General features: G+C 38.0%; 20 protein-coding genes. 12 read left to right on the forward strand and 8 right to left on the reverse strand.

Annotation, left to right across the window (positions count from 1 at the left end):
* Nucleotides 1-213: 213 nt before the first annotated feature.
* Nucleotides 214-783 (forward strand): hypothetical protein, encoded by a 570-nt coding sequence (locus RGU12_RS17995; protein ID WP_309537253.1) that lies wholly within the window; start codon nucleotides 214-216, stop codon nucleotides 781-783.
* 31 nt (nucleotides 784-814) lie between these two features.
* On the opposite strand, the gene RGU12_RS18000 is transcribed toward RGU12_RS17995, so the two are convergent.
* Nucleotides 815-1,033, reverse strand: a complete 219-nt coding sequence (locus RGU12_RS18000) for a hypothetical protein (protein WP_309537254.1) — start codon at nucleotides 1,031-1,033, stop codon at nucleotides 815-817.
* Between the two features lie 257 nt (nucleotides 1,034-1,290).
* On the opposite strand from RGU12_RS18000, the gene RGU12_RS18005 reads away from it, so the two are divergent.
* From RGU12_RS18005 to mnhG, 7 genes are read left to right on the forward strand one after another with little or no spacing between them, the layout of a single operon-like run.
* Nucleotides 1,291-3,696, forward strand: coding sequence for a Na+/H+ antiporter subunit A (locus tag RGU12_RS18005; RefSeq protein ID WP_309537255.1), 2,406 nt, complete (start codon nucleotides 1,291-1,293; stop codon nucleotides 3,694-3,696).
* Entirely contained in the window at nucleotides 3,693-4,118 is a 426-nt protein-coding gene (locus RGU12_RS18010) for a Na(+)/H(+) antiporter subunit B (RefSeq protein ID WP_116352995.1), read from the forward strand. The genes RGU12_RS18005 and RGU12_RS18010 overlap by 4 nt, the downstream gene beginning before the upstream one ends.
* Complete coding sequence (locus RGU12_RS18015; protein WP_116352994.1) at nucleotides 4,118-4,459, forward strand: Na(+)/H(+) antiporter subunit C; 342 nt, start codon at nucleotides 4,118-4,120, stop codon at nucleotides 4,457-4,459. The genes RGU12_RS18010 and RGU12_RS18015 overlap by 1 nt, the downstream gene beginning before the upstream one ends.
* A complete protein-coding gene (locus RGU12_RS18020; protein ID WP_309537256.1) occupies nucleotides 4,452-5,933 on the forward strand; it encodes a Na+/H+ antiporter subunit D in 1,482 nt (493 codons plus the stop codon). The genes RGU12_RS18015 and RGU12_RS18020 overlap by 8 nt, the downstream gene beginning before the upstream one ends.
* A gap of 5 nt (nucleotides 5,934-5,938) precedes the next feature.
* Nucleotides 5,939-6,415 (forward strand): Na+/H+ antiporter subunit E, encoded by a 477-nt coding sequence (locus tag RGU12_RS18025; RefSeq protein ID WP_309537257.1) that lies wholly within the window; start codon nucleotides 5,939-5,941, stop codon nucleotides 6,413-6,415.
* Complete coding sequence (locus RGU12_RS18030; protein ID WP_309537258.1) at nucleotides 6,415-6,699, forward strand: Na(+)/H(+) antiporter subunit F1; 285 nt, start codon at nucleotides 6,415-6,417, stop codon at nucleotides 6,697-6,699. Before RGU12_RS18025 ends, RGU12_RS18030 begins: the two co-directional genes overlap by 1 nt.
* Complete coding sequence (gene mnhG, locus RGU12_RS18035; RefSeq protein ID WP_136381305.1) at nucleotides 6,683-7,048, forward strand: monovalent cation/H(+) antiporter subunit G; 366 nt, start codon at nucleotides 6,683-6,685, stop codon at nucleotides 7,046-7,048. The genes RGU12_RS18030 and mnhG overlap by 17 nt, the downstream gene beginning before the upstream one ends.
* 34 nt (nucleotides 7,049-7,082) lie before the next feature.
* On the opposite strand, the gene RGU12_RS18040 is transcribed toward mnhG, so the two are convergent.
* The 3 genes from RGU12_RS18040 to RGU12_RS18050 are packed head-to-tail and all read right to left on the reverse strand — an operon-like array spanning nucleotide 7,083 to nucleotide 9,169.
* Complete coding sequence (locus tag RGU12_RS18040; protein ID WP_309537259.1) at nucleotides 7,083-7,466, reverse strand: hotdog fold thioesterase; 384 nt, start codon at nucleotides 7,464-7,466, stop codon at nucleotides 7,083-7,085.
* A 23-nt stretch (nucleotides 7,467-7,489) separates the two neighbouring features.
* A complete protein-coding gene (locus tag RGU12_RS18045) occupies nucleotides 7,490-8,551 on the reverse strand; it encodes a PQQ-dependent sugar dehydrogenase (RefSeq protein WP_309537260.1) in 1,062 nt (353 codons plus the stop codon).
* 15 nt (nucleotides 8,552-8,566) lie between these two features.
* Entirely contained in the window at nucleotides 8,567-9,169 is a 603-nt protein-coding gene (locus tag RGU12_RS18050; RefSeq protein ID WP_309537261.1) for a DedA family protein, read from the reverse strand.
* A 106-nt stretch (nucleotides 9,170-9,275) separates the two neighbouring features.
* On the opposite strand from RGU12_RS18050, the gene RGU12_RS18055 reads away from it, so the two are divergent.
* The 3 genes from RGU12_RS18055 (at nucleotide 9,276) to RGU12_RS18065 (ending at nucleotide 10,914) form a co-directional block, all read left to right on the forward strand.
* Complete coding sequence (locus tag RGU12_RS18055; protein WP_309537262.1) at nucleotides 9,276-10,130, forward strand: oxidoreductase; 855 nt, start codon at nucleotides 9,276-9,278, stop codon at nucleotides 10,128-10,130.
* 80 nt (nucleotides 10,131-10,210) lie between these two features.
* On the forward strand, nucleotides 10,211-10,642 hold the full coding sequence (locus RGU12_RS18060; RefSeq protein WP_309537263.1) for a YuzC family spore coat inner layer protein: 432 nt from the start codon (nucleotides 10,211-10,213) through the stop codon (nucleotides 10,640-10,642).
* Between the two features lie 110 nt (nucleotides 10,643-10,752).
* Nucleotides 10,753-10,914 carry a hypothetical protein gene (locus tag RGU12_RS18065; RefSeq protein WP_309537264.1) on the forward strand — a complete coding sequence of 54 codons (162 nt, stop codon included), beginning with the start codon at nucleotides 10,753-10,755 and terminating at the stop codon, nucleotides 10,912-10,914.
* Nucleotides 10,915-11,058: 144 nt separating this feature from the next.
* Here the strand turns inward: RGU12_RS18065 and RGU12_RS18070 are convergent, their stop codons facing one another.
* Both RGU12_RS18070 and RGU12_RS18075 read right to left on the reverse strand, forming a co-directional pair.
* The gene (locus RGU12_RS18070) at nucleotides 11,059-11,517 is read right to left on the reverse strand and encodes a helix-turn-helix transcriptional regulator (protein WP_309537265.1); all 459 of its coding nucleotides are present in this window, start codon (nucleotides 11,515-11,517) and stop codon (nucleotides 11,059-11,061) included.
* Between the two features lie 108 nt (nucleotides 11,518-11,625).
* Entirely contained in the window at nucleotides 11,626-12,393 is a 768-nt protein-coding gene (locus RGU12_RS18075) for a sulfite exporter TauE/SafE family protein (RefSeq protein ID WP_309537266.1), read from the reverse strand.
* A gap of 300 nt (nucleotides 12,394-12,693) precedes the next feature.
* Between RGU12_RS18075 and RGU12_RS18080 the strand changes: the two genes are divergently transcribed.
* Entirely contained in the window at nucleotides 12,694-13,305 is a 612-nt protein-coding gene (locus tag RGU12_RS18080; RefSeq protein WP_309537267.1) for a biotin transporter BioY, read from the forward strand.
* A gap of 40 nt (nucleotides 13,306-13,345) precedes the next feature.
* On the opposite strand, the gene RGU12_RS18085 is transcribed toward RGU12_RS18080, so the two are convergent.
* Both RGU12_RS18085 and RGU12_RS18090 read right to left on the reverse strand, forming a co-directional pair.
* Nucleotides 13,346-14,683 carry a Na+/H+ antiporter family protein gene (locus tag RGU12_RS18085; RefSeq protein WP_309537268.1) on the reverse strand — a complete coding sequence of 446 codons (1,338 nt, stop codon included), beginning with the start codon at nucleotides 14,681-14,683 and terminating at the stop codon, nucleotides 13,346-13,348.
* Nucleotides 14,684-14,866: 183 nt separating this feature from the next.
* Entirely contained in the window at nucleotides 14,867-16,375 is a 1,509-nt protein-coding gene (locus tag RGU12_RS18090; RefSeq protein ID WP_309537269.1) for a leucyl aminopeptidase, read from the reverse strand.
* Nucleotides 16,376-16,389: the final 14 nt, after the last annotated feature.

A 16,389-nucleotide genomic window follows, 5' to 3' on the forward strand; every position in this document is an offset into this window, starting at 1 on the left:
AGAATAATCTAGTAGACGCAAGCGCATAACCCAGTTATTAACCCTGTTCTCGAAGCAATAATCGCAGAAATTCGATGCGTCATATTCACCGGACTTTTTGAACATCTTCTAGAAATACCTTTTTCAATTTTAACATACATTTTTAGTAGTAAATCTCTTTTTTGAAAATACATATAGATTAAAGGCTACAATTTTAGAGGAAAGAGGGATTCTATGAAAAAAGGGTTCTTGTTAATGTTGCTCATTAGTTGTTTTGCATTTTTTACCTTTTTAAGTTCGGCTAGTGCTGCTGGGGATTCAGATTTTACAAAAGCGGTCAATGAAAAATTGAAGGAAATCAATTATTATGCGAACGGCTCTGCAGAAATAGTCAATTCCATCTCAAAGGAAGCTGAAATTACAAAGGTTGTTACATCTGATGATCCGGAGACAAAGGAAAACGAAGAGGAAATTGATACGTATAAAGCAAATGTCGTTGTGGGGCATGTGGCATATAAACTAAAGCGTGACAGCATTTTCTATATCCAAAAGCATGAATTCTTTTATTATGATGTCGACAATCAGGAATTTTTAATGCTAGGAAATTTCCCTGAAGATGAAGAAATTAATGCTCTTTTTAAGGAGTATATGGATGCAGGGCATAAAGCTGGGATTTCATTAACATCAAACTTATTGTTCACTTTATTTGCACTCCTTGCATTTCTTGCTGTTCCTACGTTAATCATGATGTTTCATAATAAAGCCATTCCAGTTCCAATGGTAAGAAATAATAGTGTCATGTAGGATGAGATGTCCCGTCTCATCCTTTTTTATTTTAGTGCTCAATCCGAATATACTCACGCGGCTTGAATTTTGGATAAACCTTAGGTTTCTCTGGTGTTTCTGGAGAATTGATGGTTTGGATTTGAAATTGATGTTGATTTTCTAGTTGGCTTTCTCCATACTCTCTCTTCGTTTGTTCATGAATCACCCATGCTCCTATAAACAGAAAGGTAAAAATAGCGATTGCCACAATTCCTTTTTTTACGTTCACAAGATCTCACCTCTTGCTATTAGCATTAGACTTAATAGGATATTTTATACAGTTTTTTCAAATACAAGTAGGTAATTCCGACTGAATTTTAACTAGTTAGTGACTTTTATAGAAAAATTTTTTAGGCCAAAAAGACGCGTCTCTACATATTTAATAACAACTGAAAAACTTGGTGACACTAGAAGTTGCAAGGCATGCAACTTCTTTATAATTGTTATATAATTCTAGAAGATAAAAAATAACAAGGGGGTACTGTTTTGTCACTTGTACATTGGGCCATTTTATCTCCATTTATAATGGCTATCTTTATTCCTTTCTTCCGCAAATATTTGCGAGGGATTCATACAGGTTGGTTTGTACTCATTCTACCTGTAGTCCTATTCTCTTATTTCTTTCCATTCGTAAAGGATACGATGAATGGAAACCCGATAATCCGTACTGCAGAATGGATGCCTTCCATTGGCGTAAATTTCACAGCGTACATTGATGGATTAGGACTCTTATTTGCTTTATTGATTACAGGCATAGGGGCATTAGTAGTCCTCTACTCAATCTATTACCTTTCGAAAGAAAAGGAATCCTTACACAACTTTTATGTGTACTTACTCTGTTTCATGGGTGCTATGCTTGGAGTTGTTCTCTCAGATAATGTGATTGTGCTTTATACATTTTGGGAATTAACAAGTCTATCTTCATTTCTATTAATCGGATATTGGCACAATCGTGAAAAATCAAGATATGGTGCACAAAAATCAATGTTAATCACCGTCTTCGGTGGATTAGCAATGCTAGCAGGATTTGTTTTACTATCAATCATGACAAATACATTTAGTATTCGTGAAATGATTGGACAAGTGGATACATTACCATCAAATCCACTCTTCATCCCTGCGATGCTGTTAATTCTATTAGGTGCTTTTACAAAATCAGCACAATTTCCATTCCATATCTGGTTACCAGATGCGATGGAAGCACCAACACCAGTCAGTGCATATCTACACTCTGCAACAATGGTAAAAGCAGGTATCTATTTAGTTGCGCGCTTGAGTCCTATTTTTGCTGGTTCAAGTGAATGGTTTTGGATTATTTCGACCTTTGGAATTGTTACCTTGTTCTGGGGATCGTTTAGTGCGGTTAAACAAACCGATTTAAAAGGAATCCTTGCGTTTTCAACGGTCAGTCAGCTTGGAATGATAATGTCGTTACTCGGAATTGGTTCAGCAGCTCTTCACTATGATCATCTTGATTCAAATATTTATCTGGCTGCCATAGTCGCTGCAATTTTCCACTTAATTAACCATGCAACTTTCAAAGGTAGCTTATTCATGGTTGTTGGAATTATCGACCATGAAACAGGTACGCGTGACATTCGCAAGCTCGGTGGATTAATGACCGTTATGCCAATTAGCTTTACATTGGCTGCCATCGGTGCATTTTCGATGGCTGGATTACCACCATTTAATGGTTTCTTAAGTAAAGAAGCATTCTTTACAGCAATTGTAAATGCAACAACACTTGATGTTTTTAATATGGAAACATTCGGCGTTATTTTCCCAATTCTCGGTTGGGTGGCTAGTGTATTTACTTTCATTTACAGTATGATTCTTGTCTTTAAAACCTTTACTGGTAAAGCACAGTTTGAAAAACTCGATAAAAAACCACACGAAGCACCGATTGGGATGTTAATTTCACCTATTATTCTAGCTTCCCTTGTCATAATATTTGGGTTTTTCTCAAACATATTGGCGCCAAGCGTAATCGAGCCTGCTGTGGCATCCATTCTTCCAAGCTTACTTGATGGCGGTTCAAGCTATCATGTTCACTTTGAGTATTTCCACGGATGGAACGCACCACTCTTTATGTCAATTGGAGTCATTGTGTTAGGAACACTTATGTTTCTCACACTTGCAAAATGGACAGGCATTTATAATGTCTTTTCCAAGCGGTTAACGTTAAACAATCTCTATGACAAAGGGCTTGTCACAATGGAGCGGTCAGCTTCAAAGCTTAATGGCTTTTATATGACCGGAGTTATTCGCGACTATTTGGTTATTATGTTTGCGTTTTTTATCTTGGCAATTGGAAGTTCACTCATTATTAAAAATGGATTTGCCTTTGATTTAACACATGTTGCGCCGGTTCGACTTTTTGAAGCAGTACTAGCATTTGTTCTTGTTGGTGGGGTTGCCACAACGATTTTTGCTAAGTCAAGACTGACCGCAATTATTGCACTTGGTGCAGTTGGATATTCAGTTTCATTATTCTTTGTGCTTTTCCGCGCTCCGGATCTGGCGTTGACTCAGCTAGTAATTGAGACCGTTTCTGTAGCCTTATTTCTACTATGCTTCTATCACCTTCCGAAGCTTCAGAAAAAGGAAAAGCCGATGCGTTTTCGTTTAACAAACCTAATTATTTCATTAGGGGTCGGAACAATTGTAACTTTACTTGCAATTTCCGCAAATAGTACAAGATTGATTGATTCCATCTCAAGTTATTTTGTCGAAAACAGCTATAAGGAAGGCGGAGGTACAAATATCGTTAACGTCATTTTAGTAGACTTCCGTGGCTTCGATACATTGTTTGAAATTACTGTACTAGGCATAGCTGCACTTGGTATTTTCACAATGATCAAATTACGCTTAACAAGGAGGAAAGAAGGATGAAGACTAATGATTTAATCTTACAAACAGCTACAAAAATAACTGTTTTCATCATTCTTGCCTATTCCTTGAATCTCTTTTTTGCAGGGCATAATACGCCAGGCGGAGGATTTATCGGTGGACTGATTTCGGCAGCGGCGATCGTCCTTTTCCTTTTAGCATTTGATATGAAAACAGTTAAAAAAGCTCTGCCTTTCGACTTTAAAAAGGTCGCTGCTCTTGGTTTATTAATAGCAGCATTAACAGGAATGGGTTCTTTCTTATTCAATGTACCCTTTTTAAGTCATACCTTTGGTTACTTTGATTTACCAATTTTCGGGGAAACGGAACTTGCCACTGCCGTATTATTCGATACCGGTGTCTATTTAGTTGTTGTTGGAGTAACCTTGACCATTATTCAAACAATCGGGGAGGATGATGATTAATGGAGATTTTAATGGCAATTGTCATCGGAATTCTTTTTACGGCAGCGACGTATTTGATGCTTTCGAAAAGTCTTATTCGAGTGATTATTGGGACAGGTTTGCTCAGTCATGGAGCCCATTTATTGATTTTAACAATGGGCGGGTTGAAGCAAGGTGCTGCTCCCATATTAGTAGAAGGGACGAAGGCTTATGTTGACCCACTTCCCCAAGCCCTTATCTTAACTGCGATCGTAATTAGCTTTGGGGTAACATCGTTTATTCTAGTGCTCGCGTATCGATCCTATCAGGAGCTTGGAACGGATAACATGGATAAATTAAGGGGAAATGATAGCAATGAATAATTTTGTAATCCTTCCAATACTGATTCCTCTCCTGACGGGAATCATACTCATATTTGTAAATAAATATACGAAAGCATCAAGAGTGATAAGCTTATTATCTACAATTCTGACAGTCATCCTGTCATTAATACTTGTCAATCAGGTCTATAATAATGGGATTCAAACCCTTAACCTCGGAGACTGGGATGCTCCTTTCGGTATTGTACTAGTAGCAGATATGCTTGCTTCTTTACTTGTTACAACAGGTAGCATCGTTGTCTTAGCATGTATTATCTATTCATTTAAGAACATCGGAAAAGAAAGAGAACGTTTCTTTTATTATGCTGCTGTACAATTCTTAATGGTTGGGGTACTAGGTGCATTTTTAACAGGGGATATTTTCAACCTCTTTGTATTTTTCGAGGTCATGCTAATGGCTTCCTATGTTCTAATTGTACACGGTGGGACAAAGCCGCAATTACGTGAATCCATTAAATACATTTTGGTGAACGTGATTTCATCTGCCCTATTTGTTATTGCGGTTGCTTACCTATACGCAGTGACAGGAACAGTTAATATGGCAGATCTATCAGCAAAAATAAGTGAACTAGGACAACCTGGTATTGTTACTGTAATCTCCATCTTATTTTTAGTGGTATTTGGATTAAAAGGTGCCATCTTTCCGTTATTTTTCTGGTTACCGGGTTCCTATAATGCTCCTCCAACACCGATAACGGCCCTTTTTGGAGCATTGTTAACAAAGGTTGGCGTGTATTCCATCATTCGTACATTTACGATTATTTTCTACCATGATACTGGTTTTACACATACCTTAATTGGGATTCTTGCTGGATTTACAATTGGTGTAGGAGTAATCGGCGCTGTTGCGTATTGGGATGTTAAACAGATTATTATCTACAATATATTAACAGCAGTTGGTGTTATTTTAGTGGGTGTTGCAACGTTAACACCAACATCATTAACTGGATCGATTTACTATTTAATTCATGACATGATTATCAAGGCTGCCCTCTTCCTTTTAGTCGGTGCCATGATTGTGATAACTGGTACAAGCAATTTAAAGAAAATGGGAGGCTTAATTAACCATCATCCATATTTAGGTTGGATGTTCTTTATAGCTACTATTTCACTTGCAGGAATCCCTCCATTTAGCGGATTCGTTGGGAAGCTTCTAATTGTAAAAGGAAGCCTTGCTGCGGAGCATTATGTACTGGTTGCGGCAATTTTAATTTCAAGTCTTCTTGTCCTATATTCGGTAATGAAAATCTTCATTAACGGATTCTGGGGTGAAGCAAAACTTAGGAAAGATGAAGAAAAAGGATCAACAAAAGGACTGCTAATTCCGATTACTCTTCTACTTTCACTCTCAATTGCACTTGGATTTGGTGCTGAATGGTTCTATCCGTATATCTCTCAAGCAGCTCAAGACTTGACGGATCCATCCATCTACATCCAAGCTGTTTTAAAGGAGTAGATCTTATGTTGTTGCAATTAGTTTTAAATATTTTTATTGCCGTTTCGTGGATGTTTATTTCGAATTCTTATGACTTTAGTGCCTTTTTTGGCGGATATTTGATTGGGCTATTACTTATTTTTGTTTTACGTCGTTCCTTCTCACATCGTTTTTACCTTCATAATGTGTGGGCAGTAATTAAGCTGATCTTGATTTTCTTTAGAGAGTTAATTCTTTCAAACTATGCAATTATGAAAGTGGTTGTAAAGCCAAAGCTTGATGTGAAACCAGGGATTTTCGCGATGCCAACTGAACTCACAAAAGATTGGGAAATCCTAACGCTATCAAATCTGATCACATTAACACCTGGAACACTGGTTGTTGATATTTCAGATGATAAAAAAACACTGTACGTCCATGCAATGGACATACAAGACGTAGATGAAGCCATTGATTCAATTAAAAATTCATTTGAAAAAGCAATTATGGAGGTGAGCCGATAATGTTTGAAATTTTACTTAATCTCGCTCTAGTCTTCTTATCGGTTTCAACAATTGCTTATATATACCGTGTGATAAAAGGGCCATCGATCCCTGACAAAGTCATAGCCCTTGATGCAATCGGGGTCAATTTAGTGGGAATCACTGCGATTATTTCCATTATCTTACGCTCCAATTCGTTCCTTGAAGTTATATTATTAATAGCGATTGTCGCATTTGTTGGTACCGTCGCTTTTTCAAAGTTCCTTGAGAAAGGAGTCGTAATTGAACATGACCGAGATGCTTAAAATTTTATTTGCAGTTATGATCTTGTTTGGAGCGCTTTTAAGCATATTAAGTGCAATTGGGATTGTTCGATTACCTGATGTGTACACAAGAAATCATGCGGTATCAAAAAGTGCGACACTAGGAGTTTTGTCGATCCTACTTGGAACATTTTTATATTTTTGGATCATTGAAGGTTATATGAACTTTAGGGTGATTTTAGGATTTGTCTTCCTCTTTATGACTTCACCTGTTTCTGGTCATTTAATCAGCCGTGCTGCTTATAACTCAAAGGTTCCACTTTGGGAAAAAAGCGCTCGTGACGACTTAAAGGATAAAGAAAAACATGCAAAAGAAAATATGAGTCAATGAGAAAAAGCGAGGACAATTGTGGTCCTCGCTTTTTTCATTTCCTTAATTTCAAAATGGCCATGGTACAGCGCGATACGCAAATGAGATTTTCTTCTTCATCGACAATTTTGATGTCCCAGACCATTGTTGTTTTGCCTTTATGAAGAGGGGTACCGATTGCTTTTACAACACCGTCCCTTTTTGCACGAATATGATTGGCGTTAATTTCGAGTCCGGCACATCCTTCCGATTCTTTGTCTACCAGATTGTATGTACCGATACTTGCAACAGTTTCCGCTAAAGCAACAGATGCACCACCATGTAAAACTCCAAATGGCTGGCGGGTACGCTCATCAACTGGCATAGTAGCTATTACCCGTTCAGGTGTCACTTCTTCAAGTGTAATACCCAATGCTTGGACTAATGTATTTTCTACCATTTTTCTCCTCCTAAGCTCCCTACTTATTTTCGAATGCCCGACAATGAAATCGATAGAAGTTTGTCATCATCTTCCTTCGGGTTTCCTCGACCATCCTTGTTATTTGTGATTGTATAGAGCGTGCTGTCTTCTATGTAGACATCCCTCATCCGGCTATTGATATCAAGGACTACTTCAATCCTACCCGACTCAATTTCATAGCTTCTTACCATAGAGCCACGTAATGTGGCGATATATAGCTTTCCATTTGCATAATCGATACCAGAAGGAGCCCATGTGTCCTCACCTGTTTGATAAATAGGTGTGACCATGTCTGGCTTTGTTTCACTCCCTTCAATAATTGGCCAGCCATAATTTTTCCCTGGTTCAACTAGGTTAATCTCATCGTGCGCTATTTGTCCATGCTCGGTGCTGTATAACGTTTTTTTTTCATCCCAGGCAAGCCCCTGTGGGTTCCTGTGACCGTATGTGTAGACATACGAGTTAGGAAATGGATTATCATTTGGAATAGAGCCATCGAGGTTCATGCGTAAAATTTTCCCTGCTAGACTTGTTAAATCTTGTGCATTTTCTGGAACCCCTGCATCTCCAGCAGTAACGTAAAGCTTATCATCAGGGCCAATTTTAATACGACCACCATTATGAATTCTTCCTCCTGGAATACCTTCAAGTAATACCGCCTTTTCCACCCAGGTAGACCCATTTCTTTCTACAAGGATGACGCGATTTAAAATGTTGCCCTCTTCTAGATATGTATGATACATAAATGCTTCATTCGAGGTCTGAAAATCGGGGGCTAGTGTAAACCCTAATAGGCCCCCTTCCCCTTGATGCGGGATTTCTTTATGAAGCTTTAATTGTTGGGGCTTCACCTTTCCAGATGCCTCCTCTATTTCGGATAGTTTTCCAATCCGCTCTGGAATGAAGATGATTCCATCTGTTTTTGTGACCATCCATGGAATCGTTAGATTTGTAGCAATAATAGAGGGGTTTGAAACCGTTTCTTTTACTGGTCCATCAAGGGTTTCATCCTGTGAACAGCCGACAATGATAGTGAAAATGAGAAACAAAGACAGCTTTTTCATGATCTGTACACCCTCTCAGTGTGAAAACTTTCGTAGCTTTCTCCTCCTTCTTATCTTAATCAATACATACAGCATCAACGCCGTAACAGCTACACCAACGAATATATCGTAGTATTTAATAAACGCTTCAATGAACTCTTCCCCTGCAAAATAACCGACTGAAAAGACAATGGAAACCCATATAAAAATAGTGGTATAAAGGGTTAATGCAAATTTTAAAAATGAAAATTTACTAAACCCGAATAAGAATGGAAATAGAACTCGAAAGCCGGGCAAGAAATAGCAAAATGCTAATGCAAACGTATTGTATTTTTCAATGATTAACAAAGCACGTTCGACTTTTCTTCGCATTTTATTTTGTTTATTCATGAGGAAGACCATGGCATTTCCAGCGAAGCGTCCCAATACATAGCTTGTGGTAACGGCAGCTAGAATTCCAAAGTATGTTACAAAAAAAATCTTCCAAGGTACAAAAACATCCTCTGCCGCAAAAAAACCGATTGTTGATACAATGACTTCATTTGGAATTGGAATCACAAATGCTCCCACCCACAGCCATAAATAAAGTCCGAGGTAACCATGTTCTTGAATTATTGATACTACTTCATTTATCTGCAATTTTATCCCGCCTTCATCGGGTACGTTATTCTAGATACTTACCTTTTTCTATTATAAGATTAAATGGATAATATTAGAAACCATTTTATTTAAGGGAGAGGAAAGTGTGGACAAACCCATTGTAATCATTACCGGGGCATCAAGTGGATTTGGTCTTCTAAGTTCAATTGAGTTTTTAAAAAAAGGATTCTTTGTTGTCGCCACAATGAGAAATCTACAAAAAAAAGAAAACATTTTACGTCAACTAAATAATCCGAATTTAGAGGATAGTCTCCAATTTTGTTGGTTGGATGTGACCGATGCTGATTCTTTACATGCATTTCAAGCAACCCTTCAAACCCTTGGTCGAGTCGATATTTTACTAAATAACGCAGGCTTTGCTACAGGTGGTTTTGCCGAGGAAATTTCAATTTCGGAATACAAGACCCAGTTTGACACGAACTTCTTCGGGTTGATTGAAGTGACTAAGCTTGTGCTACCATTTATGAGAAAGCAAAAAGCTGGTAAAATCATGAACCTTAGCAGCATAAGTGGACAGATTGGATTTCCAGCCATCTCTCCTTATGTTGCATCTAAATATGCATTAGAAGGCTGGTCTGAATCATTGCAACTTGAGGTAAGATCATTTGGTATCGATGTCGCGATTATTGAGCCAGGATCATTTCAAACCAATATATGGAGCAGTGGTAAAAAGGTAGCAGAAAAGTCGATGCTCCCGACATCTCCCTATCAAGAATTGATGAAAAAAATTGAAACAAGACTTGAAAAAAACCAAGCGTCTTACGGTGACCCACTTGAAGTAGCCAAATTCATCGTTAAGCTTGCTACAAAGCCCTCCCTCACTAGACTTCGCTACCCCGTAGGGAAAGGAACAAGATTGACCATTTTCCTAAAAAATTTACTTCCTTGGAAGATGTGGGAAGGAATTGTTTTTAAGATGTTAGGATTTGAAAGGAAGTAGGGCTTTAATACCCTTGGAATGCACCCTTATCCCAAGAATTACATATATTGTAAGGGAATTTCGATAAGGGAGGTCTACCGTTGTATCATCATCCGTTTATCTATGGACGTCAAGGACCGCCAAGAACTGTTTTGTATCCCGGATACTACTCAAACCTTACAAGACATTCTGTTTTTCCTGACTCAGTGTCATATTACCCATACTCATATTATCGTCAATTTCCAGAAGTTGACCCAACTTTATTTAAGGAATCCGCAGAAGAAATGAGAATTCTCATGAAGGATGCAAGCCTGATATTGGCTAAATTAGCTGATTCTAAAGAGTTTGCGAAAAAAGTAATGGCTGCTGCACAGGCATCAAATGACCAGGAAGTAGATCGACTGCTGAAAACAACAGGCATTCAGTCGAAAGTTAAAGCAACCTTTAATCCTGATGGTTTAAATCTTCACTTAGAAGCAAGTGTAAAAGGCTCTAAATCCAGTGTGTTAACTATTGCATTAAGATGGCGATAAAGAACAACCAATTTGAACGAAGGTAAAAATTTGCCTATCGTTCTTTTTTGATTACAAGAATGAAATTCTGACGGTTTAGGACATGATAAAAACACGAGGAGGTAAATTAAATGGAAGATAGAAATAGAGATACACTAAGATATGTACAAAGCAAAGAAGAACAACTCGTGAATCAGCTGGATCCAGAGTTAGACCTTCGTAATATAAATTTCGCAACTGGCGAAAATGAATATTTAAACGAGCGCTACGAGGATTATTCTCTCGATCATTAAAAGAATTCATGGAGGAAGTTAGATGGCGAAAAAAGAAAGACTTAACGAAGAAGCTGCAGTAAATAACAACTTAACTTCATCTACGTATTCAAAAAACAAAACGGCGAAGAAGAAAAATGGGGCCAAATAGGTTGTGCCCCGTTTCTAGTTTGCTTCAATCGAAATTTCTTTTAACCTGTTATAGGCTTCCTCTTTATTGAACGATGAGTACCATCTAAAATTGGCGTCATCTAGGATACGATAATGTTGGCTTATCATATTTTGTTGGAGACGAAACCTACCTTCCTTTTCGAGATCCTTCCACCATATTTTACCGCCCATTGTACGTTCTTTTGCACGATCAATCCCATTTCGTCCAATAATTTCAATGACATCGATAGGGTCACCGCCTAGAGTTGTTTGGACAATCTCACTATCGCGAAATAGTGCACATACAGCTACGATAATTGTCCATCCCGCTTCAATTCTTCTTTTTTCAATTTGCACCAATGTCTTTTTTGAAATCCCCAAAATCTCAGCCATTTTATCCTGTGTATATCCTTTTTCAGTTCGAATTAGCTTCATTTTTTCGGAGAGTATCTGAGTCAATTGTTCCTTATCCATATATAATCACCTTTTTAATCATTAAGCTTTTCTTCCTAAGAGTAAGCCAAAAACCTTAGTGTAATTTTACACTAAGGTCTACAAATTCGCAATTTTTTGTGTTTCGACTTAATAGATCAATTTCAAACCACTTATAAAAATGATGATTCCTATCACCGTTTGTAGTGGTTTCATCGGAACCTTTGCGGATAAAGAGCTACCAATAATTACTCCAGGGATTGAACCACATAGCAAATTCGTCACTAAAAGAAAGTCAACATTCCCAAAACCCACATGAAAAATGCTGCTAACTGTAACTAAAATAAATGCATGTGCAATGTCTGTTCCAACCAACTCAGAGGCTCGTAATTGATAAAATAACAACATCGCAAGTGCAAAAAGCGAACCAGAACCAACGGAGGTTAATCCGACAATAAATCCAAGAATTGCCCCTAATAATATTGTGGCTTTTGCTTTATCTTCAATGGGCTTTATACTGTAGGAGCTTTGTGAAAAACGAGAGCTAAATAATGTCTTTACTACAGTCGCAATAGCAACCATCATAAGGACATAACCGAGGGCATGCTTCACAATTTCTCCTTGCAGGAGTTTATCTCCACCAGCAAAGTGTAATGTAGTAACGGCTATAATGCTACTTGGAACACTACCTAAAGCCAAATATTTCACAAGCTTAAAATTGATTGTTTTCTGCCGAAAATGCTGAACAGATCCAAAGAATTTGGTGATGGAGTTATAGAGAAAATCTGTTCCAACTGCAATTAGTGGATTGATACCAATTAAGATTAAAAATGGGGTCAATAATGCCGCTCCTCCTACGCCTGTTAATCCGACCAAAAACCCGACAAAAAGGCCCATTAATACAATTCCAATACTCATTCCGACCGCTCCCAACATTTTCGGATATGGGCATTATATTTACAGGACTACCTTTTTGACACATTTTTCTTGCAATGGACAAAAAAAGTATTTTTTAACTATAACAATTTTTAAAAAGGACTGGATGTTCATTTAACGGTTTCACATTGAAAAGGAAATCATCTACCACTAGTTTATCAACCATTTTAAATGCATATGACTCATCTTTTTATTTGTTAACTTCATTAAATTTTATGTTGACATATAATCTTTCTTGTTTTACGATTTTGTTAACTATAAATTTACGGAGGTTAACATATAATGACAGCAGTTTCAAAACCACGAATTCGAGCAATAGAAATTACATATGTTGGGATGTTTGCAGCGCTAATGGCAATAGGTGCAAACATTACTTCAATGGTACCGTTTTTACAGGTAGCTGGGGTTCCATTAACCATGCAAACCTTTTTTGCCGTATTAGCTGGCCTTCTACTCGGTAGTCGATTAGGAGCCATTTCGATGATTGTCTACATGCTGATTGGGATTGCAGGAGCACCTGTTTTTTCAGGATTTGAGGCAGGAATCGCACCTATCATTGGAAGCACTGGCGGATTTATTTTTTCATTTATTCCAACAGCCTATTTTGCTGGTAAAGTAGTTGAACACTCAAAGGCGACCCCAACATTAAAAACATTTATGGTTGCTGCGTTTGTTGGTCTCTTCATGAACTATTTCATCGGCACAAACTATATGTACTTTGCCTTAAATTTTTGGTTAGAGGTTAAAATGAGCTATGGAGCAGCGTGGACAGTTATGGCTTGGTTCATAGTGAAGGATCTTGTATTCACCATTTTTGCCGGAATTATTTCACCAAGAATTTATCGCACAGTTACAAAAAACTCTGTGAATCATCTTTCAACAAAAGCCTCTTAAAAGTGAAAATACCCCCACGTTTGTTCGTGGGGGTACAGTTTTATAGGAGAATGGCTGCAATCCAGCCGAAAATAATAAGTGGAATATTATAGTGTAAAAATGTCGGTACACAAGTATCCCAGATATGGTTATGCTGACCATCAACATTAAGCCCAGCGGTAGGACCGAGTGTACTATCTGACGCAGGTGAACCTGCGTCTCCTAAAGCTGCTGCGGAACCCAGGATGGCAATTGTCGCCATAGGACTAAACCCAAGCTCTATGCATAAAGGAACAAAAATCGTCGCGATAATTGGAATCGTTGAAAAAGATGATCCTATTCCTAATGTGATTAAAAGACCGACGATTAACATCATTAAAGCAGCAAATGCTTGGTTTCCATTCATTAAGGATGCTGATTGCTTAACAAGCTCTTCCACATCCCCGGTTTCATTAATAACAGCAGCAAACCCGGATGCTGTTATCATGACAAAACCAATGAAAGCCATCATTTTCATTCCGCCTGTTATCACTTCGTCAGCTTGATTTACTTTCATAGAGCCACTGAAATAGAGAACGATGATTCCGACCAAAGCTCCAAAAATCATCCCATCTACATCAAATACTTGTGAAAGTGTTAACTGAACGGTTAATGTAGCTAGTACAGAAATAAGAGCGAAAGCAATACTCTTTTTAGTATAAGTTACTTTTGAATTCGATTTATTTGCAATTTCAATATTTTTATATATTTTAGGTTTACGATAGGAAAAAAAGATTGCGATTAGTAATCCAACAACCATCCCTGCAGTTGGAATCAACATAGCAACAGGGATATCTTTTTTCGCAACTTCCAGCCCGCTATCGAGCATATATTGCTGTAAGAGTCCGTGGAAAATCTCTCCAAATCCTACTGGGAGTGCAATATACGGTGCTGTTAAACCAAACGTAATAACAGAAGCAATCAATCGACGATCGATTTCAAGCTCATTAAAAACCTTTAATAAAGGTGGAATTAAAATAGGTATAAATGCAATATGAACAGGTACTAGGTTTTGTGATGAAATAGAAATGGCTAAAATGATAAAAATGATTAAAACCTTGGAATAAGTTTTACGTTTACTATCCCCTTGCTGACCGACCATTTTGATGGCTAAAGCTACCATGGCATCTGGTAGGCCAGTTCTTGATATAGCAACTGCAAAACTACCAAGCAAGGCATAGCTCAATGCTACAGTGGCATTACCGCCTAAACCATCTGTAAAGGTAGAAACAGTCGATGCAAGGTCTAGGCCACCTGTAAGTCCCCCAACAATCGCCCCCACTGCAAGAGCAACGACAACATTTATACGAAATAAGCTTAGTATAAGCATAACGAGAACGGCTATAACAACTGCATTCATGATGAAAACTCCTTCTAGTAATAGTTAATTATTTTTTTGCTTTAGTCTGGTAAATTGGTAGAGAATTAAAATACCTAAACTACAATATCATATGATGGGAGATAACGTCAATGGTATTTTTTTCGTAAGAAGGTGCATTTAGAAGAAAAAAAGAAGCCTACGCTCGGTAGACTTCCTTCCTAATTATGATTCTACAGTTATACCAAATCTTTCTACTAAAGTTGCAAGTGTGCGGACCATAACCCCGGTTGCGCCTGCAGGACCTAAGTTATGAGCACTTGTAGTAGTTGCCGTTCCAGCTATATCAAGGTGTACCCAAGGCGTACTCTCTGCGAATTCACCAAGGAATGTACCGGCAAAAATGGCATGTCCATCTCTTCCTGGTGAATTGTTCAAGTCGGCCACCTGGCTCTTCCGAACACGCTTCTTATGATTTTCTGTAATTGGTAGACGCCAAATTGGCTCGCCGGCTTCTAATGAAGCTTCCAACACTACTTCAAAAAAGACTTCATTATTTGTCATTGCGCCAGTTATATCATTTCCTAAAGCAACAATTACTCCACCCGTTAAGGTTGCCACATCCACTAAATAAGAGGCACCGTGGAACTTCGCATACGTAATTCCATCCGCTAACGCTAAACGACCTTCAGCATCTGTGTTTAGGATTTCGATCGTTTTACCATTCATCGATGTCACGACATCATCTGGTTTAAATGCATCTCCACTGATCATATTGTCAGTTGATGGGATGACAGCTACGACGTTTTTTTCCGGTTTTAGTTCACCAATAATCTCCATTGCTCCTAAAACAGCAGCAGCTCCACCCATGTCTGATTTCATACCAACAATGCCGTCCTTTGGTTTAATGGAATAACCGCCTGTATCAAAGGTAATCCCTTTTCCAACTAGGCCAATGACATCCTCCCAGTTATCGGTTCCCTGATATTTAAGGACAATCATTTTGGGAGGCTCCACAGAACCTTTATTTACGGCTAAAAGAGCGCCCATCCCTAGCTTTTCCATCTCTTCTTTTTCAAGGATTTCAACTTCAAACCCGTATTTCATTCCAAGTTCAGTTGCATAATTTGCTAAATCTGTAGCCGTTAGCATATTACCTGGTAAATTTACAAGAGTTCTCGCAGAGTTTGTCCCTTGTCCATAAGTAAATCCTACTTTTAAACTTGCTTCGACCTCAACTGCTTCATCTTTCGTGTAAACAACTACATCTTCAATTTTCTTTTCTGGTTCATTTGATTTTTGTTTATAATCTGCAAATTTATATGTAGACAATGCAATTGCTTCCCCAAATGCATGTGCAACATCATGAACCTCTAGCTTTTCTGTTACAAAGGAATCTAACTCAACTGCAAAGCTTTCGATTTTTGCTTCATCGATTGCTTTAACAGCCTTTCCAAACGCTTCTCTGAGTGATTCAAAGGATTGGTCATCCTCCTTACCAAGACCGAGAAAGTACACTCGTTTAATGGGGGCCTTTCCTAATGTATGTACTTTAGATACAATACTTTGCTTCGTTGATATGTCTCCTTCTTTTAACAGTACTGTAATTTGACCGTCCATTAATGTATCGATTTCGTGAGTCAGCCCAGTTGTTTTTTGATTTTTCGCATATAAACCAATGAGTATTGCTTCATGAGTATCCTGTACCTTCATTTCATTTTTTACTGTAAACACATTAACACCTCCAA

Source organism: Ferdinandcohnia sp. QZ13, from assembly GCF_031324165.1.
Lineage (GTDB): Bacteria > Bacillota > Bacilli > Bacillales > Bacillaceae_L > Ferdinandcohnia.